The organism is Rhodanobacter thiooxydans LCS2 (assembly GCF_000264375.1).
Taxonomy (GTDB): Bacteria; Pseudomonadota; Gammaproteobacteria; order Xanthomonadales; family Rhodanobacteraceae; genus Rhodanobacter; species Rhodanobacter thiooxydans.
This window is the reverse complement of sequence record NZ_AJXW01000041.1, coordinates 13,156-39,462: the sequence shown is the minus strand read 5'-3', so window position 1 is coordinate 39,462 and position 26,307 is coordinate 13,156. Positions and strand designations below refer to the sequence as shown.

Sequence of the window (26,307 nt, the reverse complement as noted above, 5' to 3'; positions counted from 1 at the left end):
GAGGGTGCGTGCGAAGCCGTGATGCCTCGCTCCGCCCGTACCCTCATCCGCCCCTTCGGGGCACCTTCTCCCACCGGGAGAAGGGAACCATCACACGGATACAACTATGGCTTTCAACACCATTCCCGAAATCCTCGAAGACATCCGCGCCGGCCGCATGGTGGTGATCCTCGACGACGAGGACCGCGAGAACGAAGGCGACCTGATCATGGCCGCGCAGATGGTGCGGCCCGAGGACGTGAACTTCATGGTGCGCGAGGCGCGCGGCCTGCTGTGCCTCACGCTGACCGAGCAGCGCACGCGCCAGCTCGGTCTGCGCCCGATGGTCAGCGACAACACCTCGGCCTACCACACCAACTTCACCGTCTCGATCGAGGCGGCCGAGGGTGTCACCACCGGCATCTCGGCGCACGACCGTGCGCGTACGATCCAGGTCGCGGTGAAATCGGACGCGAGGCCGCAGGACCTGTCGCAGCCGGGCCACATCTTCCCGCTCACCGCACAGCCGGGCGGCGTGCTGACCCGCGCCGGGCACACCGAAGCCGGTTGCGACCTGGCCGCGCTGGCCGGGCTGGAACCTTCGGCGGTGCTGATCGAGATCCTGCACGAGGACGGCTCGATGGCGCGCCGGCCGGAGCTGGAGATCTTCGCGGCGAAGCACGGCCTCAAGATCGGCAGCATCGCCGACCTGATCCGTTATCGCCTGGAAACCGAGAAGACCGTGCAGCGCGTGCACGAGGAAGACGTGGACACCGAGTTCGGCCCGTTCCGGCTGGTGGCTTACCGCGACGCGATTCGCCGCGGCCTGCATTACGCGCTGGTGCGCGGCAGGGTCAACGACGGCGCGCCGGTGCTGACCCGCGTGCACGTGCGCAACACCTTGTCCGACGTGCTGCACCTGAAGCGCGAGGACCTCGGCCTTACCGTCACCGCGGCGCTGCGTCGAATCGCCGACGAGGATCGCGGCGTGCTGCTGGTGCTGTCCGGCGAGGATACCCCGGAGGCGCTGCTGGCCCGGCTCAGCCGCCAGCCCGGCACCCAGGCGCCGGAAGAGGCGCAGCAGCAGGAGTGGCGCCAGCTCGGCCTCGGCGCGCAGATCCTGGCCGACCTCGGCGTGCACCGCCTGCGCGTGCTCGGCACGCCGCGCAAGATGGTCGGCCTGGGCGGTTTCGGCCTCGAAGTCGTCGAATACGTGTGACCCATTCCTGCCGTTGTAGGAGCCCGCTGGCGGGCGATGCTCTTGTCTTGAATCTCTGACCCGAGCATCAGAACAAGAGCATCGCCCGCCAGCGGGCTCCTACAACGGCGAGTTCGCATCCCTCGGCCATCGTCCTGCCATGCGGTGCCCGCGCCGCCACCGCATAATCGAGCTTTCTTGCAGCGGCCAAGCCCATGTCCGAAACCCGCATCCGCCTGATCGCCCCTTCCGGTTACCCGCATGATCGCGCCGCGATGTCGCGTGGCGTGGCGCGGCTGCGCGAGGCCGGTTGCGTATTGAGCGGGCTGGAAGTGCTCGAGCGCAGCGAGCAGCGCTATGCCGGCAGCGACGCCGAGCGGGCCGACGACCTCAACGCGCTGGCTACGGCGGACGCCTTGCCGGACATCGCGCTGGCGATCCGCGGTGGCTACGGCGCCACGCGCCTGCTGACCGAGCTGCATTACGACGCCCTGCGCGAACGCCTCGGCGGCATCAGCACCGTACTGGTCGGCCACAGCGACTTCACCGCGCTGCAGCTGGCGCTGCACGCGAAGAGCGGCCTGTGCACGTTCAGCGGCCCGATGCTGGGCGCCGACTTCGGCGCCGAAACGCTCAGTGAATTCACCTGGCGGTACTTCTGGAACACCGTGCGCTCCCCTTCGGCACAAGTCGAGTGGGTCACTGCGCCCGACGCCGAGCTGGACGTCGAGGGGCCGCTGTGGGGCGGCAACCTGGCCGTGCTGTGCAGCCTGGTCGGCACGCCGTATTTCCCGGGCGTCGACGGCCGCGGCATCGACGGCGGCATCCTGTTCGTCGAGGACGTCGGCGAGCCGCCATTCCGGATCGAGCGGATGCTGTACCAGCTGCACCTGTCCGGCGTGCTGGGGCGCCAGCGCGCGCTGCTGCTAGGCCATTTCAGCCAGTGCCGCCCCAGCAGCTACGACAACGGCTATGACCTGGCTGACAGCTTCGCGCAGATCCACCGGGCGAGTGGCCTGCCGGTGCTCGGCGGCCTGCCGATCGGCCACGAGCCGGACAAGTGCACACTGCCGTTCGGTGTGCCGGCGCGGCTGCGAGTTTCGGGCGGCAAGGCACGGCTCGATTTCGGCGGCTATCCGCATTTGCCGCCTCAGCCGTGACGCCTTGACTCATCCCCATGCAAGGCAGGGGAGGGAGGCAGGCGGGCAGGATCACTGCCAAACCCGTAAAATGCCCGCTCTGCATGGGCCGCGCGTCCACCCAAGGAAACCGCAATGAAGACCATCGAAGGCGATTTCGCCACCCCGAAAGGCCGCTTCGCCATCGTCGCCGGCCGTTTCAACGGCTTCGTCGTGGAACCCCTGGTGGCCGGCGCGCGCGATGCGTTGCTGCGTCACGGCGTGAAGGACGACGCGATCGAGCTGGTGCGCGTGCCGGGCGCGTGGGAGATCGCGCTGGCGGCGCACAAGCTGGCCAGCTCCGGCAAGTACGCCGCGGTGATCGCGCTGGGCGCGGTGATCCGCGGCGCCACCCCGCACTTCGACTTCGTCGCCGGCGAATGCGCCAAGGGCCTGGCCAGGGCCGCGCTCGATTCCGGCGTGCCGGTGGCGTTCGGCGTGTTGACCACCGACAGCATCGAGCAGGCGATCGAGCGCGCGGGCACCAAGGCTGGCAACAAGGGCGCCGATGCTGCGATGGCCGCGCTGGAAATGGTCAACCTGTACGGAAAGTTGTGATGAGCCAGCACGCGCAGGGAATCGACATGCAGGCGCGTTCGCGTGCCCGTCGCCGCGCCTTGCAGGCGTTGTATGCGTGGCAGCTCTCCGGCAGCCACATGAACGCGGTGATCGAGCAGTTCCGCCACGAGCAGGACATGGAAGTGGCCGACCTCGACTACTTCGAAGACCTGCTGCACGGCGTGGAGAAAAACGTCGACGCACTGGACGCCAGCCTGCGCCCGCACCTCGATCGCGAGGTGGCGCAGATCGACCCGATCGAACGCGCCGCGCTGCGGCTGGCCGCCTACGAGCTGAAGTTCCGCCCCGACGTGCCGTATCGCGTGGTGATCAACGAGGCGATCGAGGTCACCAAGCGCTTCGGCGCCGACCACGGCCACAGCTACGTCAACGGCGTGCTGGACAAGCTGGCCGGCGAACTGCGCGCGGTCGAGAAGCGCGGCTGATGGGCGGCGCGGAGCGGCCGCCCCCCGTTCCCGTCCTCGACACCGGGCGCCTTCGGTTGCGGGCGCACCGCGCCGATGACCACGCCGAGCGCGTCGCGATCTTGTCCGATCCCGAAGTGACCCGGTTCCTCGGCGGCCGGCCCTTGACCGGCGAGGAAATCTGGCGCCGCTTCCTGCAGTTCGCGGGCCTGTGGAGCGTGCTGGGCTACGGCTACTGGGCCGTCGAAGAGAAGTCCACCGGCCGCTATATCGGCGACGTCGGGTTCGCCGACTTCCGGCGCGACCTGCAGCCGTCGCTGGACGGCATGCTGGAGTTCGGCTGGGTGTTGGCGCCGCACGCGCATGGCAAGGGCTATGCGAGCGAAGCCGTGGCCGCCGCGATCGACTGGGCCGCGCAGCATCGGCCGGACTTGCGCGCGGTCTGCATCATCGATCCCGCCAACCGGCCATCGATCCACGTGGCGGAGAAGGCCGGTTTCCGCCTGTGGCAGTCGTCGACCTATCACGACAGTCCCACCCTCGTGTTCAGCCGCTGACCTTGGCAGGGGCTTCCCCGATGGAATTCGACCTGATCGAACTGATCCGCCGGCATACCGCGCAAGCGCGCGACGACGTGCGCGTGGGCATCGGCGACGACGCCGCGGTGCTGGCGGTGCCGCCCGGGAAGGAACTGGCGGTGGCGATCGACACCCTGGTCGAGGGCGTGCATTTCCCGCTCGGCACCGCGCCGGCCAATCTCGGCTGGAAGGCGCTGGCGGTGAATTTGTCCGACCTCGCTGCGATGGGCGCAAGCCCGGCCTGGGCGCTGCTGGCGCTGACCTTGCCCGGCGCAGACGCGGCCTTCGTCGAAGGTTTTGCCGAAGGCTTCGCGCAGCTGGCGCGGCCGCACCGGCTGGCCCTGGTCGGCGGTGACACCACCCGCGGTCCGCTGACGATCAGCGTGGCCGCGCACGGTTTCGTGCCGCCGGGCCAGGCGCTGACCCGCGCCGGCGCACGGGTTGGCGACGCGGTGCTGGTCACCGGCACGCTGGGCGACGCGGCCGCCGGCTTGCATGCCGTGCAGCAACTGCCGCGCGAAGACGATGGCCGCGCCGGGCTGCGCGGTTTCCTGATCGAGCGGCTGAACCGGCCGACGCCGCGACTCGCCACCGGCATCGCCCTGCGCGGGCAGGCTACGGCCTGCGTCGACGTCTCCGACGGCCTGCTCGCCGATCTCGGCCACATCTGCACCGCCAGCGGCGTCGCGGCGGAGATCGAGGCCGCGTGGTTGCCGCGTTCCTCGGCGCTGCTGGAGCTGTACGACGAAACCACGGCGCTGCATTTCGCCCTGAGCGGCGGCGACGACTACGAATTGTGCTTCACCGTGCCGGCTTCCCGCGTAGCCGAGCTGCAGGCCGGCCTGGCCCGGCTCGGCTGCGGCGCCACGAAGATCGGCCGCATCGTGGAAGGTGAAGGCGTGCGCGTGCGCGCCGCCGACGGCGCATGGCTGGCCACGGACCGTCCGGGCTGGGAGCACTTCGCGTGAGCGCAAAGAAGAACCTCAGCGCGGACCAGCGGCGCGCACTGCTGGCCACGCCGGCCGGCTGGCTGGCCTGCGGCTTCGGCTCGGGCCTGGCGCCGGTGGCGCAGGGTACGTTCGGTTCATTGGCCGCGCTGCTGCCGTGGTTGCTGCTGCGCGAATTGCCGTTGCCGATCTATCTGGTCGTACTGCTGGCCGGTTTTGCCGTCGGCGTGTGGGCCTGCAACGTGGCCAGCCGTGCCCTCGGTGTCGACGACCACCGCAGCCTGGTATGGGACGAATTCATCGGCCAGTGGATCGCGCTGCTGCCGCTGCTGGTTTCGGCACTGCTGCCGGCCAGTGGATTCGCGTGGTGGATGTTGCTTGCCGGCTTCGTGCTGTTCCGCCTGTTCGACGTGTGGAAGCCGTGGCCGATCCGCTGGCTGGACCGGCGCGTGAAGGGCGGCATGGGCGTGATGATCGACGACGTGGTCGCCGGCGTCTTCGCCGCCATCGTGCTGGCGCTGGGGCTGCGCACGCTGTTGTAGGGCGGGCACCGCCCGCCGGCTTTCTGGCTGCCTGGTCCTTGGGCACGCTCCGATGCGAAAGCGGCGGGCGGTGCCCGCCCTACGTCGTCGGGGCTTCCAGCACCACGCGATAGCGCGCCTTGCCGTCGGCGAGGTGCTGCAGTGCTTCGTTGACCTGCGCCAGCGGGAACATCTCCACCTGCGGGCGGATGTCGTGACGGGCGGCGAAGTCCAGCATGCGGGCGATGTCGACCGGCGAGCCGGTGGGTGAGCCCGAGACCTCGCGCTGCTTGGCAATCAAGCTGAACGCCGGTACCGGGATCGGCTCCAGCACCGCGCCGACCACGTGCATGCGGCCCTTCGGGGCGAGCGTGCCGAGCAGCGCGTTCCAGTCCATCGCCACGTTGACGGTGACCAGCAGCAGGTCGAGCGAGCCGGCGATCGCCTTGATCGCGGCGCTGTCGCGGCTGGCGACCACGTGATGCGCGCCGAAGCTGCGCGCCTCGTCGGCCTTGGCCAGGGTGGAGGTGAACGCGGTGACCTCGCAGCCCCACGCGGCGGCGAACTTCACCGCCAGGTGGCCGAGGCCGCCGATACCGACCACGCCGACCCGCGCGGTCGGCTTGATGTCGTAGGCCAGGAACGGCTTCAGCACGGTGATGCCGCCGCACAGCAGCGGGCCGGCGCTGGCCAGGTCAATGCCTTCGGGCAGCGGGATCGTCCACGCCCAGTGCGCGCGCAGCTTGTCGGCGAAGCCGCCGTGGTGGCCGCCGATGGTCGCCACCGCCTGCGCGCACAGGTTCTGGTCGCCGGACAGGCACTGGCGGCAATGCATGCAGCTTTCCGCAGTCCAGCCGATGCCCACGCGCTGACCGACCGACAAACCTTTCGCCTGCGCGCCCAGCGCGGTGACGCGGCCGACCACTTCGTGCCCGGGAATGAACGGGTAGCGCGCATTGCCCCACTCGTTGTTGATCATCGACAGGTCGGAGTGGCAGATGCCGCAGTAGTCGACGGCCACCTCGACTTCCTCGGCGCCCAGCTCGCCCACGTCGAACGTGGCCAGTTTCAGCGGCTGGCCGGCCGCGCTGGCGGCCCAGCCCGTGATCGAGGACATGGCGGACTCCTTCGATGAGAGAAAGCTCCAAGGTTACGCCGTTGTGCGGCGCGCGTGGATTGGACATGCTGGAGATCTTTCCCGTCACAGGAGCATCCCCATGCTTTACCGCCGCCTCGGTACCTCCGGCCTGCAACTTTCCGCGCTGTCGTTCGGCGCCTGGGTCACCTTCGGCAGACAGGTGGGGCGCGCGCAGGCACGCGACCTGCTGGCGCTGGCGCACGAGCGCGGGGTGAATTTTTTCGACAACGCCGAGACCTACAACAACGGCGTGGCCGAGCAGGTGATGGGCGACGTGCTGGCCGACCTGCGCTTCCCGCGCGACAGCTGGTGCGTCTCCAGCAAGGTGTTCTTCGGTGCGGTCGACAAGCCGCTGCCGACCCAGCGCGGGCTGTCGCGCAAGCACGTGATGGAAGCCTGCCACCAGGCGCTGCAGCGCCTGCGCGTGGATTACCTCGACCTGTATTTCTGCCATCGCCCCGATCCGGACACGCCGATCGCCGAGACCGTGGCAGCGATGGACACGCTGATCCGCCAGGGCAAGGTGCTGTACTGGGGCACCAGCGAATGGCCGGCCGAGGCGATCCATGAGGCACACAAGGTGGCCCGCGAGAACCATCTCTACGCGCCGGTGACGGAGCAGCCGCAGTACAACCTGCTGCACCGCGAGCGGGTCGAAGTGGAGTACGCGCCGCTGTACGAGGCCTACGGCATGGGCACCACGATCTGGTCGCCGCTGGCCTCCGGCCTGCTCAGCGGCAAGTACAACGGCGGCGTGCCGGCTGATTCGCGGCTGGCCCAGCCCGGCTACGAGTGGCTGCGCGAGAGCGTGCTGGGCCATGGCGACGAGCGCCTGGGCAAGGTGCGCGCCTTGCAGCCGATCGCAGCCGAGCTGGGCAGCAGCCTGGCGCAGCTGGCGATTGCCTGGTGCCTGCTCAATCCGCACGTCTCCACGGTGATGCTGGGCGCCAGCAAGCGCGAGCAGCTGGAGCAGAACCTGGACGCGCTGGAACTGCTGCCGCGACTGGACGCGGCGGTGGCGCAGCGGATCCGGCAGGCCGTCGAGACAGCCTGAGGGAAGGTGGTTGACAGACAAATGAGAATCATTATCATCGAAAACGTCTCCGCCGCTGCCGGATCTCCCGATGCCCGTCCTGTCCTTGTGCCAACCGCCGTCGTCGCGCCCGATTCTGCGGCCGGTACCATCAACCCCGTCTTCGGCAGTGGCCCGGCGCATTTCCAGCCAGGCGTTGCTGGAAGGTAAGCGCGAGCTGGTAATCGAGCATCAGGGCAGCGAGTACCACCTGCGGCTGACCCGCAACGACAAGCTGATCCTGACCAAGTAGCGGCGACGCTGGTTCTTCTGGCGTGGCGGGCGATGGCCCGCGCGCCTTCGTCGGGCCGGTGGCCCTCTTCGTGTCGCTGGAGGCAGGCGATGTTCAGTCCGTGGTGGCGGCAACTGCTGGAGGGATGCCCGCGGGCAACCGACGCGGACGTCTGCCGGCGCCGGCTGCGCATGACGCCCGCCGCCCTGGCCGTCTCGCTGCCGGCGCTCGGCAGCGTGCTGTACATGCCGTTGGCCGAGAGCGGCGCGGGCTTGCCGCAGCAGCCGGACGGCGTGCTGGTGGAGACGCCCAGGCTGGCGCCGCTGCTGCGCGTGCACTGGCTGTCGGCGGTCTGCGAGGTCGCGCCGGACGGGCCGCGCGAATGGATCGACGGCATCGACCGCGACGGCCGCCCTTGCGTGCGCCTGCACCTGCTGCCGGATACCGACTACCTGGGCTGGGACCGCCTGCTGGCGAGCGGCGAGCCGCTGCCCGCGACGGCGCCGGCGCCGGCGCCACATGTGCGGGTGCTCGACGCCTGCCTGCTGCGCTTTCGCCGGCGCCGGCTGGCCGGCTTCGACCTGCTGTGCGGCGAGGCGGTCACCCGGCTGTCGCCGCTGAGCCGGCAATTGGCCGCACGGATCGCTCGCGCGCACGCCGGGCAGGGCGACCGACAGTTCCGCTAGGAAAGGCCTGAACAAGCCGTCATCCCGGCGAGGCGCTTTTCAACAGCCGCAGGCTGGTCAAGCCGGGATCCAGTGCCTCGGCAACGGTTAAAGGCACTGGATTCCAGCTTTAGCTGGAATGACGGGCAAAGACTTGATCAGAGCGTCTCTTGGGAACGGCGGCCGGGCGGTTGTCCGTGCGGGCGACGCAGGTCGTCGGCATCCGCGCTGTGGAAATGCCGCCTGAACGCGACCTCGCCATCGGCCGGCTCCTCCAGTTCGCGTGCGTAGCGGTGGCCGGCGTAGACCGCGTGGGCGATCAGTCCTGGCGCCTCGGCGTCGCCGATGCAGCGCAGGCTGCTGACGCCGGCATCCATCCACTCGGCTTCGCGGCGGCAGAGTTCCTGGTACAGCGCGTCGTCGGGCAGGCGGGCGGTGACGGTGACCACCGCGTCGCACGCCAGTTCGCGCTGGCGATGGGTCCACACGTCCTCGACGGTGAGCGCGCTGCCGGCGTAGCCCGTGACCTCGTGCGAGACCAGCGCCTCGATGCCGAGTTCGGCCATGCGCTTGCGCACATGGCGGTAATCCAGGGTGTTCAACGTCCACGGCGCGAGGCTGTCCTCGGGTGTGAGGTGGATTACCTCGCAGCCACGAAGGCGCAGCAGTTCGGCGGCAACGCTGGCGTGGTAGTAGCCGTCGTCGTCGTACACCACTACCTTGCCCTCCGGCAGGCGGCCGTCCATCAGGTCGTCCACGGTGAACACGCGCGGGTTCTCCGCGAGGCCGGGGATGGCGAAGCCGTGGCTGCGCCCGCAGCCGTCGTGGCGCCAGCGGCAGCCGGTGGCCAGCACCACGTGTTCGGCGCCGAAGTCAAGCACGTCCTGCGCGGTCAAGGCCGAGTCGAGATAGACGGCCACGTTAGCCAGCTTGCGGATCTGGCCGATGCGCCAGTCGCGCACGCGCGCCCACTCGGCCAGGCCGGGCAGGCGCGATTCGCGAGCGACGCGGCCACCCAGTTCCCTGCGCGCCTCGGCCAGGCTCACCTCGTAACCGCGCTGGCCCAGCGCGCGGGCCGCTTCCAGCCCGGCCGGGCCGGCGCCCACCACCAGCACGCGCGCAGCGCTGCGTTTCGGTGCGATGCGTTCCGGGTGCCAGCGCTTGCGCCATTCCTCGCCCATGGTGGGGTTCTGCGTGCAGCGGATCGGCGAGATGGTCATGTCGCCGGAGACGCAGACGTTGCAGCCGATGCACTCGCGAATGTCGTCGGCGCGTCCTTCCTCGATCTTCTTCGGCAGGAACGGGTCGGCGATCGACGGCCGCGCGCAGCCGATCAGGTCCAGCATGCCGCGTTTGAGCTGCGACACCATGGTGTCCGGCGAGGTGAAGCGGCCCACGCCCACCACCGGCTTGCTGGTGGTCTTCTTGACGAACGCGATGAACGGTTCCTGTGCGCCCTCGGCGGCGAAGCGCGAGGGCACCGAGTCGTTGTACCAGGCGGCGAGGTTCACGTCCCACAGGTCGGGCAGCTCGGCCAGCATGCCCACGATCTCCTGTGCCTCGGCCAGCTCCACGCCGCCGGAGCCCAGCCCTTCCTCGACGGCGAAGCGCAGCGCCACCGCGCAGGTATCGCCCACCGCATCCTTCGTATCCTGCAGTACCTCGCGCAGCAGCCGCACGCGGTTCTCCAGCGAGCCGCCGTATTCGTCGCTGCGCTGGTTGCGCCGGCGCTGCAGGAAATGCATCGCCAGCGACAGGTCATGCGCCGCGTAGACGTAGATGATGTCCATGCCGGCGCGCTTGCCGCGGATCGCCGCCTCGCGGTGCCAGCGCCGGTACTCGCGGATATCGTGCAGGGTCATCGCGCGCGCCTGGTGCGGATAACCGTACTTGGTGGGCTGCGGCGACGGGGCGATCAGCACCTCGCGCGAATACAGGTTCGACGCGGTGGGGCCGTTGTGCGACAGCTCCAGCGCGGCCAGCGCGCCGTGCGCGTGCACCTTGTCGCACATCAGCGCCAGCGCGGGGATGTCGCGGTCGTCCCACAGCCGCGCCTCGACGTAGGGTGTGAGGTCGCCGCTGGGGTGGATCTCGCATTCCTCGGTGGAGACCACCGCCCAGCCGCCCTCGGCCTTGGTCTCGCGCATCGCCGCATGCGCCAGCGGCATCGCGTGGCCCATGCCGTTGCAGTGCGGCACCTGGAAGAAGCGGTTCTTCGCGGTGACCGGGCCGATCTTCACCGGTTCGAACAGAATATCGTGGCGCGGATCTCTCATCGGCTCAGGCCTTGGCGAGTTGGGCGGCCTTGCGGCGGCGCAGGCGCATGAACGCGTACAACGGCAGGCCCGCGGCGATCAGGCCCAGGCCGAGCACCAGCGGTTCGTGGCCGATGCCGACGAAGGCGAACACCACGTACAGCGCGCCGAGGATCGCGACCGGCAGCACGGCGCGTCGCGCGGCGCCGCGACGCCACAGCATCGCCAGCGCCAGCGCACAGCACAGGTACAGCGGCAGGTTTGCCGCGGTCACCACCCGGGTGATGAAGGTGAAGGCCGACACCAGCGACTTGCTGTAGCTCATCCAGACCATCAGCGAGGCGAGCGCGCCGGTGACGAGCAGCGCCACCGCCGGCGCGTCGCGGCGATTGGTGCGCGCGAACGCCGCCGGCAGCACGCCGTTGACCGCCATCGTGCGGGTCAGCTCGCCGACCAGCAAGGTCCAGCCGTTGAGCGCGCCCAGTCCGCTGATCACCACGAACAGCGCCAGCCAGCGCCCGGAGCCGACACTGCCAAAGCGCTCCATCAACAGCGAGAACGGCGCGCTCGCCTCGGCCAGCTCCGCCTGCCGGATCAGCAGCAGCGGCACGGTCGAGACGATGATGTAGATGACCGCGGTCAGCACGGTGCCGGTCATCGTCGCGCGCGGAATCGTGCGCCCGGGGTTCTCCACCCGCGCCGCCGGCACGCTGGCCGATTCGATGCCGAGCATCGCGAACAGCGCGATCGTCGAGGCCGCCATCACGTCGTGCAGGGTGACCGGCGTGGCCGGCGGATGCGCGACATAGCTGGCCGGCGAGGTGAGCAGCACCCAGCCGCCGAGCAGCGCGATGGCGAGCATCGGCAGCAGCTTCAGCGCGGTGGTGACGATCTGCACGCCGCCGCCGGTGCGCACGCCGAACAGGTTGATGATCACCAGCGACCACAGCAGGCCCAGCGCGAACAGCGCCGGCTGGATCACGTTCAAGGCCGGGAACACGACCGTGATGTAGCCGACCACGCCGGTCGCGAGCGCGGCATTGGTCAGCCACAGCGACACCCAGTACGCCCACAGCGCCATGTACGCCGGCATCTCGCCAAGGGTGCTGCGGATATAGCCGTACGGGCCTTCGGCGTTCGGCAACGCGTGCGCGAGATGCGAGAACACGCGGGCCAGGGTCAGGCAGCCGAGCAGGGTGATGCTCCAGCCGATCAGCGCGTTGTAGCCATACGGCGCCAGCGACGCGGGCAGCAGGAAAATGCCGATGCCGATGACGTTGCCCACGACCAGCGCGGTACAGGTCCAGAAGCCGATCTTCTTGCCGTCGTTCATGTCCGCGCCCGCTGGGTTCTGGTCGAGGGTGGGTTGGGTCGAGAATGGCATTTCAGTCGAGCGCGACCGGCTCGCCGGCCTTGATCACGCCGCGCACCTGGCGCAGGCATGCGATGTCGTGCAGCGGGTCGCAGCCCACTGCGACCAGGTCGGCGGCCTTGCCCGGCGCGACCGAGCCGAGTTCCTGCTCCTTGCCGAGCAGGCGCGCCGCGTCGAGGGTGGCCGAGCGGATCGCCTGCAGCGGGGTCATGCCCCAACGCACCATGTAGGCGAACTGGCGCGCGTTGTCGCCATGCGGGTAGACGCCGGCGTCGGTGCCGAACGCGAGGTGCACGCCGGCCTTGACCGCCTTGCGGAAGCCTTCGCGCTGCGCCTCGGTGGTCTCCGCGTTCTTGCGCAGGATCTCAGCCGGCCAGCCGGCCCGTCGGCCTTCCTCCGCGATGTAGTCGCCGTCGTAGATGTCGGCCACCAGCCAGGTGCCGTGCTGCTTCATCAGCGCGATGCCTTCATCGTCGATCAGCGAGCCGTGCTCGATCGAGCGCACGCCGGCGCGCACCGCGCGCTTGATGCCTTCGGCGCCGTGCGCGTGGGCGGCGACGAACTTGCCGCGTTTGGCCGCCTCGGTCACCGCGGCGCGGATCTCCGCCTCGCTGTATTCCGGCTGGCCAGGCTCGGTGCCGGCGGTGAGCACCGCGCCGGTGGCGATCACCTTGATCAGGTCGGCGCCGTGGTCGAGGATCAGGTCCACGTGCCGGCGCACCTCGTGCTCGCCCTTCGACACGCCCTGGCGGAACGCCGGCGGCACCACGGTGCCCGGCGGCAGCCCGGTGACTTCGCCGCCGCCACCGGGCGCGGTGATGTAGGCGCCGGCGACGAACATGCGCGGGCCGGGGATCTCACCGGCGTTAATCGCGTCGCGCAGCGCGATGTCGGCAAAGCCGCGGTAGACGCCGACGTCGCGCACGGTGGTGAAGCCGGCCTGCAGCGTCCGCCGCGCATTCATGGCGCCGATGAAGGCCTGGCGCGCCGGATCGGTCTTCAGCGGCGCGGCCGCGTCCGCGCTCTCGGCCTGCTCGGCCAGGTGCGTATGCATGTCCATCAGGCCGGGCACCACGGTCCAGGCCGACCAGTCGAGCACGCGCGCGCCCGTGGCGGCAGCGGCCGACCACGGTTGCACGGCGACGACCTTGCCCTGCTCGATCGACACCGCCTGGTCGGCCAGCAGGCGGCCGCTGTCGACGTCGAGCAGGTGGCCGGCGCGCACTACGGTGCGTGGCGCGTCCTGCGCCTGGGCGAACGGCGCGGCGGCCAGCGCCGCCAGCGCGAACAGCAGGGCGATCGAACGCGGCTTCATGTGGGCTCTCCGGCGTCGGCGGCATAGGCCGCGCGCAGCAGGTTCTGGAAATGCCAGACGCCGCCCTCGCGCTTCGGGCACAGCCGGCCGGCATCGTAGTAGCCGGAAGCCAGTCCCTGCTGCACGGCGGCGCAGATCGCGATGTCCTCCTGCTGCACCTCGTCGCTGAACGAGGCGTCGGCAGCGATGCGCGCCTGCGCCTGGTCGTCCTGCGCGTAGTAGTAGTCGAACTCGACCCGGCAGCGGTCCGGCCCCAGCGGCAGGATGCGGTTGGTCTGCAGCCGGCCCGGCATGATGTTGAGCATCACGTTGGGATAGACGAAGTAATAGAACGCCTGGCCGTCGCCGTAGATGTCCGCGCTGTTGCGTAGCGGCGAGGACTGCAGCGAGTGCCAGGCGAACAGCTCGGTGTCGTAGGCGCGGTAGTCGAGCACGCGGGACAGGCCCGGGTGCACGTGCGGCAGGTGGTAGCCCTCGAGGAAGTTGTCGACGTAGACCTTCCAGTTGCACTCGATCTCGTAGCTGTCGCGGCGCAGGTAGCGCGTCGCGGCCAGCTCGATCGGCGCGATGCGCTCGGCAATGCCGCCGTAGACCTCGTCGAAGGGCGGCACCGCGTCGCTCAGCGCCACGAACACCAGGCCCTGCCATTCGTGCACGCGCAGCGGCGGCAGGCGGATGTCCTCGACCCTGAAATCGCAGGCGTCCTGCATTTCTGGCGCGCTGCGCAGCTGGCCTTCCAGCGTGTAGGTCCAGCCGTGATACTTGCAGTGCAGCGCACGCGCGCCCTTGCCGTTGCACAGCGCCAGCGGCCCGGCGCGGTGGCGGCAGACGTTGGGGAACGCGCGCAGCACGCCATCGCCGCCGCGCACCAGCAGCACCGGCACGCCGGCGATCTGCTCGACCACGTGGTCGCCCGGTTCGACCAGCTGGCCCTGGTGCGCCACCAACTGCCAGCTGCGCGCAAACACCGCGCGCCGTTCCATCGCCAGCATCGCCTCGCCGACGTAACAGTGCGCCGGCAGGGCGCGTGCGCGGTCGAGATCCTGGGTCATCGTGTCAGCTTGCATGGGTGGCTCCGCTTGCGGGATAGACTGGGGCGACGAACGGTTGATTTCCGGAGTATCCATGCCCCGCCTCCGCCTCGCCCTGGCATTGTGGATCGTGTGCGGCGTCGCGTGCGCCGCCGGGCCGCGCGCGCGCGACCTCGGTGTGCCGTTCGACGGCACCCCGGGCGCGCTGAATGCAATCACCGATGTGGCCGGCGTCGCCGTGGGCCAGGTGACCCTGATCGAGGACCTGCCCAACGGCCACAAGGTGCGCACCGGCGTCACCGCGATCCTGCCGCGCGGGCACGCCAGTTACGAGCTTCCTGCGTTCGGCGCCTGGTTCGCGCTGAACGGCAACGGCGAGATGACCGGCACCGCCTGGCTGGACGAATCCGGCCAGCTGGAGGGCCCGGTTATGCTGACCAACACCCACAGCGTGGGCGTGGTGCGCGACGCGGTGATCGCCGAGCGCGTGCGCGCGGGCGGCGCCGATGCGTCCGGCTACTGGTGGTCGCTGCCGGTGGTGGCCGAGACCTGGGACGGCGAGCTGAACGACATCAACGGCTTCCACGTGCGCCCCGAGCACGCCGCGCAGGCGCTGCATGCGGCGCAGGGCGGACCGGTCGCCGAGGGCAACGTCGGCGGCGGCACCGGCATGATCTGCCACGAGTTCAAGTGCGGCATCGGCACCGCCTCGCGGCGCGTGCACGTCGGTGCGGTGGCGTACACCCTGGGTGTGCTGGTGCAGGCCAACTATGGCCTGCGCGACAGCCTGCTCATCGCCGGCGTGCCGGTCGGGCAGTACCTGCGCGACGACCGCATCTACAGCGCGCCGAACCCGGCCGCGGGCGACACCGGCTCGATCATCGTGGTGGTCGCCACCGACGCGCCGCTGCTGCCGCACCAGTTGAAGCGCATTGCCAAACGTGCCGGCATGGGGCTGGCGCGGATGGGCAGCTACGCGGGCAACGGCTCCGGCGACATCTTCGTCGCGTTCTCCACCGCCAACGCCGGCGCGCTGCGCGATCAGCCGCTGCAACAGGCGAGCTTCATCGGCAATGACCACCTGGACGGCCTGTTCGAGGCGACCGCGCAGGCGACCGAGGAAGCGATCGTCAACGCGATGGTCGCCGCGCGCGACATGCGCGGCGAGGGCGGGCACTACGTCAAGGCGATCCCGCATGCGGAGCTGATCCGGCTGCTCAAGCGTTTCGGGCGCTACCAGCCGCCGCGCTGACGCCGGCGCGCTCATGGGCCGGCGCCCGCGGGTTTCAGGAAGCGGTCGTACCAGGCCAGGTTGCGCTGCATGCGGTCGTGCAGGTAGCTCGGCACCGTGAGGCCGTGGTGCTGGCCCGGATAGACCACCAACTGCGTGGGGATCCCCAGCGAGCGCAGCGCCTGGTACATCTGCTCGGCGCCGATGCACGGCACGTTGAAGTCGCGCTCGCCGCACTGGAACAGGGTCGGCGTGGCGATCCTGTCCGCGTGCAGGAACGGATAGCTGGCGCGGTCGTACGCCTCGCGGTTGGCCCACGGCGTGCCCAGCTCCAATTCGTACTCGCGCGCGTACTCGTCGTCGCCGTACATGCCGTACATGTTGCCGCTGCCGGCGCCGCTGATCGCCGCCTTGAAGCGGCGGTCGCGCGCGATGATCTGGTCGGTGAGGATCGCGCCGTAGCTCCAGCCGCCGATGCCCATACGGTCGGGATCGGCGATGCCGAGCTCGACCGCGTGCTCGACCCCGGCCAGCACGTCCTGCATGTCCTTGTGGCCCCAGTTGGCGTAAATCGCCCGCGCGAAATCGAAGCCGCGCCCGGAGCTGCCGCGCGGGTTCACCGCCAGCACGGCGTAGCCGTTGGCGGCGTAGACCTGCCAGTCCTCCATGAATTCGTGGCTGAATTGGTACACCGGCCCGCCGTGCACGCGCACGATGGTGGGATAGCGCTGGCCTTTCATGTAGCCCACCGGCTTCACCAGCAGAGCATCGAGCGCCGTGCCGTCGGCGCCGGTGAAGTGCAACGTCTCGGTGGTCGCCAGCTGCTTGCCGGCCAGCCATTCGTTGTGGTCGGCAAGCGGGCGGAGGTGCCCGCCGTCGAGCGCGGCGAGGTTGTAGGGGTGCAGGTCGTCGCCGCCGAGCACAGCGATGCGGCCGTTGCGCGACACCGAGATATCGACGTCGAAGCGGTCGCCGTGGGTCAGCTCGGTGAGCTTGCCGCTGGCCACGTCGATGCGCGCCAAGTGGGTGACTTCGGCCTGCTCGACCAGCGCATAGATGCTGCGCCCGTCCGGCGACCAGTGCGGATGGGTGAAGCAGCGGTCGATCGGCGCGGGGACCGACGCCTTGCCGCTGGCGACATCGATCACCGCCAGCTGCCAGGGCGCGTAGTAGATCCAGTGGTCTTCGCCGCTCTGCAGGTAGGCGATGCGCTTGCCGTCCGGCGACCAGGCCGGGCGCGTGGCCCAGTACGGATCGAGGTCCGATCCCGGGAAGGTGGTGAGCTGGCGTTCGGTGGCACCGGCGCGGGCGTCGATGACGTAGATGTCGAAGTTGAGGGTGCGGTCCGGGTCGGCGCCGCGCCGGGTGACGTAGGCGATCTGCCGGCTGTCCGGCGACCACGCGGGCAGCTGCTCGTCGTGCGTGCCGGGGGTGAGCTCGGTGGCCGCGCCGCTGGCGAGGTCGACCACGTACAGGTGCTTGTGGCGCGCGCCCAGCCAGCCCGAGTCGTCGTCCTTGAACTGGAAGCGGTCGGTGACGATCGGCGGCTGGTTCTTCGGCTTCGGTGCGCCCGCCGGGCGCTCGGGGGCGAAGGCGATCACCGCCAGCTGCCTGCCGTCGGGCGACAGCGCGAACTCTTCCACGCCGGCGGGAAGATGCGTCACCTGCCGTGCTTCGCCGCCGTCGGCGGGCATCGTCCACACCTGCGTGCCGGCGTCTTCGTCGTCCTTGCCGTCAGCGGGCTTGCGGTCGGAGAGGAAGGCGATGAAGCGGCCGTCGCCGGACCACTGCGCCTGCGATTCGTCGGCGTCGGGCGTGTGGGTGAGCTGCGTGCGCGCGCGGCCATCGAAGCCCACCCGCCACAGATCCGACTGCGGCTGGTCGCGCTCGGCATTCGTGGTGGTGACGGTGTAGACCAGCCAGCGACCGTCGGGCGACAGCGCCGGGTCGGCGAGCACGGCGAGGCGACTGATGTCGGCCGGGGTGAACGGCGTCTGGTCGGCGGCGAGGGTGATCAGCGGCAACGCCGCCAGCGCGAGCAGGGCCAGGCGCGGCAGGCAGCGCGTCATCGGCCGGCCTCCGCGGTCGTCGTCGACGGTTTGCCGGCGGCCAATGCGCGGTAGGCGTCGCGCGCCTTGCCGAGGTAGTCCAGCGTCATGCGTTTCTCTGCCGCGGTGTTGTAGTCGTCGCGCGCGGCGGCGGCCTCGATGGTGCGGTCCATCCAGCGAGCGAACCACGCGGCATCCTCGCGCGCGCTGGGTGCCAGCACGTGGTCGCCCAGCCACACCGGGTTGGTGGTGGCGTAGGGGTAGAGGTCGAGCACCTCGGGATCGGCGCCGTCGTTCCAGGCGCGCAGCAGCACCCAGCCGCCGTCGAGGTCGAGCTCGCCCTCGGCGTCGAGATGGCGGCGGTCGCCGCTGAGGGTGAAGGCTTTCACGACCTGGCCGTTGTGCACCAGTTCCAGGTGGTCCACGGCCACCGGCGAACGTAGCGCCACGCGGTAGTGGTGGCGACCCGTGGCGAGCTGCGCGCCGGGCTTGGCGCCATCGAGCAGCAGCCCGAGCAGCGGCCCGTTGCTGGCGAAGCCGTGGCCGGCTTTCAGCGCGGCCAGCGCCGCCGCGCGGTCGCGCTGGCCGCCGGTGTCGAGGAATACGCGGTTCAGGCCGACCGGGCCGCGCAGCGAGGCGTAGTTCGCCATCGCATCGGTGCCGGCGCCGGTGGGCAGATGGAAGCCGAGGTTGAGCAGGCGGTACCAGACCTGCGCGGTGGCCTTGTGGTCGGAGAAGCCGACGATCTCGATGTAGTCGACCTTGCCCTGGATCACGTCCGCCGGCAGTTCGTTGCTGAGCACCGCATCGTGCGCGGGGTCGGGCAAGGTGTCGAACGGGTGCACGTAGCCGACCAGCGCGCCCTGCGCGTGGGCGAGGTCGGCGATCGCGCCGTTGGTCGGGTACGGGCTCGCCATCGCGGTGTGCCGGTAGGCGGAGAAACCCGGCATCAGCAGGTGGTCGCCGAGATTGAGCAGGCCCAGGTGCCCCCAGAAACTGGTGTGGTACTCCTGCCCGTGCAGCACCAGCGCGCGCGACGTGCTGGCCGGATCGGGATCGGTGCGGAACGCGGCGATGTCGGGGAAGCGTTCCTCCTTGTTGACCACCAGGTCCCAGGCGAGGTCGAGGTCCTCGGCGCGTGCCTGCGCGGCGAGATGCGCCGGCGTGTTGCGGTAGTGGCCGCCGTAGTTCATGTGGATGTGCAGGTCGGCGCTGATGAAGCGGCCGAAGGTGTCGGGCAGGCGCTGCGGCTGCAGCTGCGCGCGCAGCGGCGTCGCGCGGCCCGCCGCCAGGTTCACGGCCTGCCGCCACGGCGCGTAGGCGAAGCCGTGCTGCACCCACAGCTGCACGCGTCCGGCGGGCACCTCCAGCGTGCACGGCGGCGCGCAGTGGAAATAGTGCGTTTCGGCCGACTGCAGCGCGCGGTCGAAGCCGTCGTCGGCATACATCCAGGCCGCGTCCGGTGCATAGGCGCGGCCGTCGCTGGCCAGCAGCGCCGCGCGCGCCGGCGTGCGCGCGCCGTGTTCGTCGACGATGTCCAGCACCAGCTGCGCCTGCGGCAGCCGGGTCACGCGGTGCGTTGCCACGACGTCGCGGGTCGCGCCGCCGAGCGCATCCATCACGCGCAGCGCGGTGTTGCCGTCGCGGTTGTCGACGTAGGCGATGCGCTTGCCGTCGGGCGACCAGCGCGCGTTGCGGCGGTCGAACTCGCCGAAGCTCAGCGGCAGCGGCGCGGCGCCGTCGGGCGTGGTCAGCCACAGCTGCTGCCACTGGCGTCCGTGATAGCTGGCGTAGAGCAGGCGCTTGCCGTCCGGTGCAAGTTCCGGGCGCGCGCTCCAGCTGGTTTCTTCGCCGAGCACGCGGTGGCGCTGCGCGGGCTGGTCGACATCCATGGCGAAGATGTCGCCGGTGCCCCAGCCGATCTCCGGATTGCTGACGTAGTAGAGCGTCTTGCCGTCGGGCGACCACGACGGATTGATCGCGTGGTCGAACGCGGAATAGTAATAACGGTCGAGCGCGCTCTTGCGCTCGCCCAGCAGCGGCCGCGCGTGGTGCAGGCCGGCCGCGTCGAGCTCGGCGACGAACAGGTTGAAATGGCCGCTGCCCTGCGTCGAGACCCAGGCGATACGCTTGCCGTCCGGCGACAGCCGCGGCTCGACGTTGACCGCGCCGCCCGTGGTCAGCCGCTGCTCGCGGCCGCTGGCCAGATCCAGCTGCCACAGCTCGATCGCGTTGCCGTCGTAGCGGGCGAACACCACACTGCGGCCGTCGCGCGCGGCGTCCGGCTGGTAGTCGTAGGCGCGCGCGGGGTGGGTGAGTTCAGTGGCGGTGGCGCCGTCGAGGCGCTGCCGCCACAACGAGCCGGCCATGCTGTAGATCAGCGTGTCGCCGTCGGGCAGGAACGTCGCCGACGACGGCCCGGTGGTCAGCTGCGGCAGGTACAGCTCGCGCCAGTAGTAGCTGTGCGGCAGGTCGACTTGCTTCAGCACGGGCTCGCGCGCGGCCTGCGCCGCGCCCGCGAGGAGGAACAGGGCGAGCAGGGCGGTCAGGCGGCGCGGCATGGCGTCAGCTCCCCGTCAGTGCCTGGTCGAGGCTCGCCCGCAGCAGGGCGATCGCCTCGTCGACCTCGCCGACGCTGACATTCAGCGGCGGCATGAAGCGCACCGTGCTGGTGCCGCAGGAGAGCAGCAGCAGGCCGTTGTGGAAGGCCCGCCGGACCACTGCCTCGCACAGCGCGCTGGCCGGCGTCTTCTTGTCGTCGTTCTCGATCAGCTCCATGCCGATCCACAGGCCCTTGCCGCGCACCTCGCCGATGCAGGGGAAGTCCTTCTGCAGTTCGCGCAGCCGTGCCATGAAGTGCTCGCCCACGCGCACGGCGTTGTCCACCATGCCGCCGCGCACCAGGTCGAGCGTGGCATTGGCCGCCGCGCAGCCGATCGGATTGCCGCCGTAGGTGTTGCCGTGCGCGCCGCGCTGCCACTGCGCCATGATGGATTTCTTCGCGATCACCGCGCCGATCGGCAGGCCCGAACCCAGTCCCTTGGCCGAGGTGAGGATGTCCGGCACCACGCCCCAGTGCTCGCAGGCGAACATCTTGCCGGTGCGGCCGATGCCCGACTGCACCTCGTCGAAGATCAGCAGGATGCCGTGCTCGTCGCACAGCGCGCGCAGGCCGGCGAGGAAGCCATCCGGCGGCGTGAGGTAACCGCCTTCGCCCTGCATCGGCTCGATCAGGATCGCCGCCACCTCGCTCGGCGGCACGCTGCGCTGGAACAGCATGCGGATGTAGTCGAGCACCGCCGCGCCCTGGTCGTCGCCGACGAACAGCGGCCGGTACGGGTTCGGGTACGGCACGTGGGTGACGCCGGCCAGCGTGGGCGAGAAGCCCTTCTGCTGGGTGTACTTGCTGGAGGTGAACGACAGCGAGCCGAAGGTGCGGCCGTGGAAGCCGCCGAGGAAACCGATGAAGCGCGGCCGGCCGGTGACGTAGCGGGCCAGCTTCAGCGCGCCCTCCACTGCCTCGGTGCCGGACTGGCAGATGAAGCTCATCGCCGGTTCGCCGGCCAGTGTCTGCATCGGCGCGACCGCGGCCAGGCGCTCGCCCAGGGCGGTCATTTCCTCGTGCCAGTAATCGCTGGAGATATGCAGGAATTTCTCGGCCGCCTGCTGCACCGCCTTGACCACCTGCGGGTGCGCGTGGCCGGTGGCGCACACCGCGATGCCGGCCATGAAGTCGAGAAAGCGGTTGCCGTCCACGTCCCACACCTCGGTGCCGCGGCCATGCGACATCACGAACGGGTAGTCGCGCGGGTATGAGGGCGAGATCACCGCGGCGTCGCGGGCGATCATCGCCCGCGCCTTCGGGCCGGGCAGGGCGGTCTTGATGTGGGAGGGGTTCGGCATGGCGTTCACGGCAATGCTCCGGTTTAGAGGGGAATGCGGACGGGGCGCGCGTGCGCCTCGCGGGTGCGGGCGTTGAGTGCGCGCAGGGTGTCGAGCTCGTGCGCGCTCGGCGGCGCGATGGTGTCGAGGTGGTCGGCGACCACCAGCGGCCAGCCGATAGCGGCGCGGGCCTCCTCGACGCTGGCGCCGGCGAACAGCGCGACCAGCTGCAGTTCTTCGCTCTGCGGGTGCGGCGCCAGCATGCCGAAGTCGGTAATCACCGCGCGCGGGCCGCCGCCGGGCGCGCCGCTGCGCGCGCGCGCGCCGTGGCCGTCGAGGTAGCCGGCGCTGGTGCGAAAATCGATGCGCTCGACGAAGCTGCGCTTGGATGCCCGCGCCATCACGAACACCTGTTTCGCGTGCTGGGCGATCTCCGGCGCGCCGCCGGCGCCGGGCAGGCGCGTGGTGGGCGCGTCGTAGGAGCCGATCACGGTGCTGTTGAGGTTGCCGTGGCGGTCGATCTGCGCGGCGCCGAGGAAGCCGATGTCGATGCGGCCGGCCTGCAGGTAATAGCTGAAGACCTCCGGCAGCGGCACCACGCAGGCCGCGGTCTCGGCCAGCTCGCCGTCGCCGATCGATAGCGGCAGCACGTCCGGGCGCGTGCCGATCGCACCCGATTCGTAGATCAGCACGATTCCGGGCGCGTGCGTGAGCCGCGCCAGGTTGCAGGCGGCGCTGGGCAGGCCGATGCCGACGAAGCACACGCTGCGGTCCGGCAGCAGGCGCGCCGCGGCGATCGTCATCCACTCGTCGCGCGTGCAGGCGTTCATGCGGCCTCCTGTTGCAGGCCGGCGAGGAACGCGCGATGGTCGCGCGTGCCGAGCACGTGCTGCTCCATCCAGGCCAGGAAGCTCGCCCGCTCGCGCGCGATCGCGTCCCACTGCCGGTAGAACGCGTTGTCGCGCACGTAGTGGCCGTGCGCGTAGGACGGATACGCCCCGCCGGGGCAGGCCACCACCGCGCTGACCACCCAGTGCGGCAGCACGATCGCGTTCATCGCCGGAGGCAGCGCGTCGACGATCTCCTCGACGGTGACGATCAGCGTCTTCGCCGCCAGCGCGGCCTCGCGCGCCGCGCCGACGATGCCGTCGATGGCGACGTTGCCCGCGCGGTCGGCGCGCTGCGCGTGCAGGATGGTGACGTCGGGGTTCAGCGCGGGCACCGCCGCCAGCATCTCGCCGGTGAACGGACATTGCACGCGGCGGATGTTCTGGTTGTGTGCCGGCAGGTCGGTGCCGGCGTAGCCGCGCAGCATGCCGAACGGCAGCCGCGCCGCGCCGGCGCAGAACGCCGCGGCCATGCCGGCGTGGCTGTGCTCGTCCAGTTCCAGCGGCTGCGGCCACTGGTGTTCGACGGCGTCGCGCAGCCGGTGCAGCGAGCCGACGCCGGGGTTGCCGCCCCAGGAAAAGGTCAGCTTGCGCGCGCAGCCCATGCCGATCAGCTGGTCGTAGATGATGTCCGGCGTCATGCGGATCAGGTGTAGGTTTCGACGGCCCTGGCGGATGATCTCGTGCCCGGCGGCGAACGGGATCAGGTGGGTGAAGCCCTCCAGCGCGACGCTGGCACCGTCGGCGACATGGCGTTCGATCGCCTCGGCAAGCGGCAGCAGCATGCTCACTCGACCACCGTGCGCGACTGCTCGCGCAGGTATTGCGCGAGGTAATAGAACGAGGCGATCGCCTTGCCGGTGGAGCCGGAGCCCTTCCAGCCGCCGAACGGTTGGTAGCCGGGCCAGGCGCCGGTAGTCGAGCCCTGCGGGCGGTTCGCGTAGGTCACGCCGGCCTCGATGCGGTCGTGGAACCAGGCCACTTCCTCGGCGCCGCCGAAGAAGCCCGCGGTCAGGCCCATCGAGGTGTTGTTGGCCAGCCGCATCGCCTCCTCGCGGTCGCGGTAGCGGTGCAGCATCAGGATCGGCAGGAACATCTCGTGCTGCCACAGCGGATGGGCCAGCGGTGCTTCGGCCAGCACGGGCTCCACGTAATAGCCGCGCGCCAACACCGCCCTGCCTTCGCTGCCCGCGCCGATCCGGGCGCCGCCGGCGAGCAGGCTGGCGCCGCCGCTGCGCAGCGCGTCGAGATGGCGCTGATAGTTGTCGTAGGCCGCGGCGTTGACGACCGGGCCGAGCCAGTGCTCGCGCCGGCGCGGATCACCGATGCGAATCGCGGCGATCTGCGCCTGCAGCCGCCCGATCAGCGCGTCGGCGACGCGCTCATGCACGTACAGCCGCGACAGTGCCGAGCATTTCTGCCCGCCCATGCCGTAGGCGGAGCGCACGATGCCGGCGGCGGCGCGGTCCAGGTCGGCGTGCTCGGTGACGATGCACGGATTCTTGCCGCCCATCTCGGCGATGCACGGCCGCGGGTACGCGCCGCCGGCCATCTGCTGCATCAGCTGCCGCCCGACCGCCACCGAGCCGGTGAAGGTGATGCCGGCGGTGAGCGGGTGCTGCACCAGCGCCTCGCCGATCTCGCGGCCGGAGCCGGACAGGTAGTTGAACACGCCCGGCGGCAGGCCGGCGTCGCGGATGCAGTCGGCGAGCAGGCGGCCGGACCACGGCGTGTCGCTGGCGCCCTTGAGCACGACGGTGTTGCCGGTAACCAGCGCCGCGGCCACCGGGCCGCCGGCCAGCGCCAGCGGGAAGTTGAACGGTGCGATCACCACCCACGCGCCGTACGGCCGCATCACGCTGGCGTTGTGCGAGGCGAAACCTTCGATCGGATCGTCGGGCAGCACGTGTGCATAGCCGGCATGGCTCTCGAAATCGTCGGCGTAGTGATGGAAGAAGTCGACCGTCTCCTGCGTCTCGCCGAGCGCCTCCATGCGGTTCTTGCCGACCTCCAGCACCATCGCGGCGGCAATCTCGTAGACGCGCTCCTCCAGGAGCTCGCCGACGCGGCGCAGCAGGCGCGCGCGCTCGGCGATCGGCGCCGCGCGCCAGGCCGGGTAGGCCGCGTGCGCCGCGGCCATCGCGGCGTCGACGTCGGCCCGGTCGGCCAGCGCGAACTCGCCCAGCTGCAGCGCGGTGTCGAACGGCGCATGGCGCTCGGCGTGCTGCGCGGCGTCACGATCGGCGCCGGCGACGAATAGCGGATGGCGCGCGCCGAGCGCGGCCTCGACCCGCGCCAGCGCCGCCTCGAAGCGTTCGTGCATCGCCTCCGGCGGGTTATACATGGTGGCGTAGGTGAGGCGGAAACTCATCGGATGTCCTCAGCGGGCAGCAGGGAAGAAGCGCGCCAGCAGGCGGTCGAGCAAGGCCAGCGCATCGGCCAGCGCGTGTTCGTCGATTACCAGCGGCGGCGCCAGCAGGATCAGGTTGCCGCGGCAGGCGAACGACACGCCTTCGGCCATCGCCGCGTCGACCAGCGCGTTCAGCGCGGGCGGCGTCTGCGGCCACGGCGCCAGCGGTTCGCGGGTGGCGCGGTCGGCGACCAGCTCGACCACCGCGAACAGGCCGTGGCCGCCACGCACGTCGCCGATCACCGCATGGCGCGACTGCAGCGCCTGCAGTTCGGCCAGCAGGCGCGCGCCGAGCGTGCGCGAGCGCGCGATCAGGTTTTCGTCCTCGTATGCGTGCAGCGCCGCCAGGCCGGCCGCGCAGGACAGCGGATGGCCGCAGTAGGTCAGGCCGGTGTAGAGCATCTCATGCTGCAGCCGGGCGGCGACCTCGGCCGACAGCACCACCGCGCCCAGCGGCAGGTGCGCGCCGGTCAGGCCCTTGGCCAGCGTCATCAGGTCGGGCCGGCCGGCCTCGCCGTGACGCTGCCAGGCGAACCACTCGCCGCAACGGCCGAAGCCGCTCATCACCTCGTCGGCGATCAGCCAGACGCCGCGCGCGCGAGTCGCCTCGCGCAGGCCGGGCCAGTAGTTGTCCGGTGCCACGATACCGTTGCTGCCGGCGTTGGCTTCCATCAGCACGGCGGCGACCGACGACGCACCGTGGTGGTCGATCGTCTGCGCCACGGCGGCGGCCGCGCGCTCGCCGCAGTCCCTCGCGTCCACGCTGCCGAACGGGCAGCGATAGCTGTCCGGCGGGGGCACGTGCAGCACGCCGAACGCTTCCGGGTCGACCTGCGAACGGGTGCGCGCATCGCCCGACAGCGCCATGCAGGCGTAGCTGGCGCCGTGGTAGGAGCGGTCGCGCGCCACGATGTGTCCGCGCGGCTTGCCGCTGGTCTGGCGCGCGAACTTCACCGCGTTCTCGTTGGCGTCCGCGCCGGCCAGGGTGAAGAACACGCGCCCGCCGTCGAAGCCGGATTTCTCCAGCAGCGCCTCGGCCAGCGCCGCGCGCGACCGCGCGCCCCAGGCCGAGGTGACGAAACACAGCTGCTGCGCCTGCTCGCGGATCGCCGCGACCACGGCCGGATGCTGATGGCCGAGGTTGCTGCATTCGGCCAGGCTGCTCATGTCCAAAATGCGCCGACCGTCCTCCAGTTCGAGGTACGCGCCGCTGCCGCCGACCACGGTCGGTGCCCGCCATGCCGACTGCACGCACCAGCTGTGCAGCACACTGTCGCGTTCGCTCGCCACGCCGATCCCCTCGATCCGGTTTGTGCGGTAATCGCACAACAATTCGTATTGCGAACCCATTGGAAACCTTCTACGCTCGGCCTGTCAATGGAGGC

At 70.5% G+C, this 26,307-nt stretch carries 23 protein-coding genes; 11 read left to right on the top strand and 12 right to left on the bottom strand.

The annotated features are described in order from the left end of the window. Positions 1–106: 106 nt before the first annotated feature. From ribBA to UUA_RS08410, 7 genes are all read left to right on the top strand, one after another. The gene (gene ribBA / locus UUA_RS08440) at positions 107–1,198 is read left to right on the top strand and encodes a bifunctional 3,4-dihydroxy-2-butanone-4-phosphate synthase/GTP cyclohydrolase II (protein ID WP_008435928.1); all 1,092 of its coding nucleotides are present in this window, start codon (positions 107–109) and stop codon (positions 1,196–1,198) included. Between the two features lie 194 nt (positions 1,199–1,392). Then, positions 1,393–2,337 carry a muramoyltetrapeptide carboxypeptidase gene (gene ldcA, locus UUA_RS08435; protein WP_008435926.1) on the top strand — a complete coding sequence of 315 codons (945 nt, stop codon included), beginning with the start codon at positions 1,393–1,395 and terminating at the stop codon, positions 2,335–2,337. Positions 2,338–2,451: 114 nt separating this feature from the next. Beyond that, positions 2,452–2,913 (top strand): 6,7-dimethyl-8-ribityllumazine synthase, encoded by a 462-nt coding sequence (ribH, locus tag UUA_RS08430; RefSeq protein WP_008435925.1) that lies wholly within the window; start codon positions 2,452–2,454, stop codon positions 2,911–2,913. Continuing rightward, entirely contained in the window at positions 2,913–3,359 is a 447-nt protein-coding gene (gene nusB, locus UUA_RS08425) for a transcription antitermination factor NusB (protein ID WP_008435924.1), read from the top strand. The genes ribH and nusB overlap by 1 nt, the downstream gene beginning before the upstream one ends. Then, positions 3,359–3,895: a GNAT family N-acetyltransferase gene (locus tag UUA_RS08420; RefSeq protein WP_008435922.1), complete on the top strand. Its 537-nt coding sequence runs from the start codon at positions 3,359–3,361 to the stop codon at positions 3,893–3,895. Before nusB ends, UUA_RS08420 begins: the two co-directional genes overlap by 1 nt. 20 nt (positions 3,896–3,915) lie before the next feature. Then, positions 3,916–4,884 (top strand): thiamine-phosphate kinase, encoded by a 969-nt coding sequence (gene thiL, locus UUA_RS08415; RefSeq protein ID WP_008435917.1) that lies wholly within the window; start codon positions 3,916–3,918, stop codon positions 4,882–4,884. Beyond that, positions 4,881–5,405 (top strand): phosphatidylglycerophosphatase A family protein, encoded by a 525-nt coding sequence (locus UUA_RS08410; RefSeq protein ID WP_008435915.1) that lies wholly within the window; start codon positions 4,881–4,883, stop codon positions 5,403–5,405. Before thiL ends, UUA_RS08410 begins: the two co-directional genes overlap by 4 nt. Before the next feature lie 79 nt (positions 5,406–5,484). Here UUA_RS08410 and ahr read toward each other — a convergent pair whose 3' ends face one another. Then, the gene (ahr, locus tag UUA_RS08405; protein WP_008435914.1) at positions 5,485–6,501 is read right to left on the bottom strand and encodes an NADPH-dependent aldehyde reductase Ahr; all 1,017 of its coding nucleotides are present in this window, start codon (positions 6,499–6,501) and stop codon (positions 5,485–5,487) included. 100 nt (positions 6,502–6,601) lie between these two features. Between ahr and UUA_RS08400 the strand changes: the two genes are divergently transcribed. The 3 genes from UUA_RS08400 (at position 6,602) to UUA_RS08390 (ending at position 8,512) form a co-directional block, all read left to right on the top strand. Continuing rightward, on the top strand, positions 6,602–7,576 hold the full coding sequence (locus UUA_RS08400; RefSeq protein WP_008435913.1) for a potassium channel beta subunit family protein: 975 nt from the start codon (positions 6,602–6,604) through the stop codon (positions 7,574–7,576). 70 nt (positions 7,577–7,646) lie between these two features. Continuing rightward, positions 7,647–7,847, top strand: a complete 201-nt coding sequence (gene hemP / locus UUA_RS08395) for a hemin uptake protein HemP (protein ID WP_027493782.1) — start codon at positions 7,647–7,649, stop codon at positions 7,845–7,847. Positions 7,848–8,017: 170 nt separating this feature from the next. Continuing rightward, positions 8,018–8,512 (top strand): hypothetical protein, encoded by a 495-nt coding sequence (locus UUA_RS08390; protein ID WP_238533007.1) that lies wholly within the window; start codon positions 8,018–8,020, stop codon positions 8,510–8,512. Positions 8,513–8,649: 137 nt separating this feature from the next. Here UUA_RS08390 and UUA_RS08385 read toward each other — a convergent pair whose 3' ends face one another. From UUA_RS08385 to UUA_RS08370, 4 genes are read right to left on the bottom strand one after another with little or no spacing between them, the layout of a single operon-like run. Next, positions 8,650–10,767 carry an oxidoreductase gene (locus UUA_RS08385; RefSeq protein WP_008435910.1) on the bottom strand — a complete coding sequence of 706 codons (2,118 nt, stop codon included), beginning with the start codon at positions 10,765–10,767 and terminating at the stop codon, positions 8,650–8,652. Positions 10,768–10,771: 4 nt separating this feature from the next. Further along, the gene (locus UUA_RS08380; RefSeq protein ID WP_235605838.1) at positions 10,772–12,130 is read right to left on the bottom strand and encodes an amino acid permease; all 1,359 of its coding nucleotides are present in this window, start codon (positions 12,128–12,130) and stop codon (positions 10,772–10,774) included. A gap of 1 nt (position 12,131) precedes the next feature. Further along, positions 12,132–13,433, bottom strand: coding sequence for a Xaa-Pro dipeptidase (locus UUA_RS08375; protein WP_008435908.1), 1,302 nt, complete (start codon positions 13,431–13,433; stop codon positions 12,132–12,134). After that, positions 13,430–14,500: an aromatic ring-hydroxylating oxygenase subunit alpha gene (locus UUA_RS08370; RefSeq protein WP_008435907.1), complete on the bottom strand. Its 1,071-nt coding sequence runs from the start codon at positions 14,498–14,500 to the stop codon at positions 13,430–13,432. Before UUA_RS08370 ends, UUA_RS08375 begins: the two co-directional genes overlap by 4 nt. Before the next feature lie 58 nt (positions 14,501–14,558). Here UUA_RS08370 and UUA_RS08365 point away from each other — a divergent pair, with 58 nt between their 5' ends. Then, complete coding sequence (locus tag UUA_RS08365) at positions 14,559–15,716, top strand: DmpA family aminopeptidase (RefSeq protein ID WP_008435906.1); 1,158 nt, start codon at positions 14,559–14,561, stop codon at positions 15,714–15,716. Between the two features lie 11 nt (positions 15,717–15,727). Here UUA_RS08365 and UUA_RS08360 read toward each other — a convergent pair whose 3' ends face one another. From UUA_RS08360 to UUA_RS08330, 7 genes are read right to left on the bottom strand one after another with little or no spacing between them, the layout of a single operon-like run. Beyond that, positions 15,728–17,764: a S9 family peptidase gene (locus UUA_RS08360; RefSeq protein ID WP_008435905.1), complete on the bottom strand. Its 2,037-nt coding sequence runs from the start codon at positions 17,762–17,764 to the stop codon at positions 15,728–15,730. Then, on the bottom strand, positions 17,761–20,304 hold the full coding sequence (locus UUA_RS08355; RefSeq protein ID WP_008435904.1) for a CehA/McbA family metallohydrolase: 2,544 nt from the start codon (positions 20,302–20,304) through the stop codon (positions 17,761–17,763). The genes UUA_RS08360 and UUA_RS08355 overlap by 4 nt, the downstream gene beginning before the upstream one ends. Before the next feature lie 4 nt (positions 20,305–20,308). Next, positions 20,309–21,646 (bottom strand): acetyl ornithine aminotransferase family protein, encoded by a 1,338-nt coding sequence (locus tag UUA_RS08350; RefSeq protein ID WP_050981833.1) that lies wholly within the window; start codon positions 21,644–21,646, stop codon positions 20,309–20,311. Positions 21,647–21,669: 23 nt separating this feature from the next. Then, complete coding sequence (locus UUA_RS08345; RefSeq protein ID WP_008435901.1) at positions 21,670–22,455, bottom strand: CoA-transferase subunit beta; 786 nt, start codon at positions 22,453–22,455, stop codon at positions 21,670–21,672. After that, complete coding sequence (locus UUA_RS08340) at positions 22,452–23,303, bottom strand: CoA transferase subunit A (RefSeq protein WP_008435900.1); 852 nt, start codon at positions 23,301–23,303, stop codon at positions 22,452–22,454. Before UUA_RS08340 ends, UUA_RS08345 begins: the two co-directional genes overlap by 4 nt. Continuing rightward, positions 23,300–24,883, bottom strand: coding sequence for an aldehyde dehydrogenase family protein (locus UUA_RS08335; RefSeq protein ID WP_008435897.1), 1,584 nt, complete (start codon positions 24,881–24,883; stop codon positions 23,300–23,302). Before UUA_RS08335 ends, UUA_RS08340 begins: the two co-directional genes overlap by 4 nt. A 9-nt stretch (positions 24,884–24,892) precedes the next feature. Continuing rightward, positions 24,893–26,272, bottom strand: coding sequence for an aminotransferase family protein (locus UUA_RS08330; protein WP_008435894.1), 1,380 nt, complete (start codon positions 26,270–26,272; stop codon positions 24,893–24,895). Between the last annotated feature and the right edge of the window lie 35 nt (positions 26,273–26,307).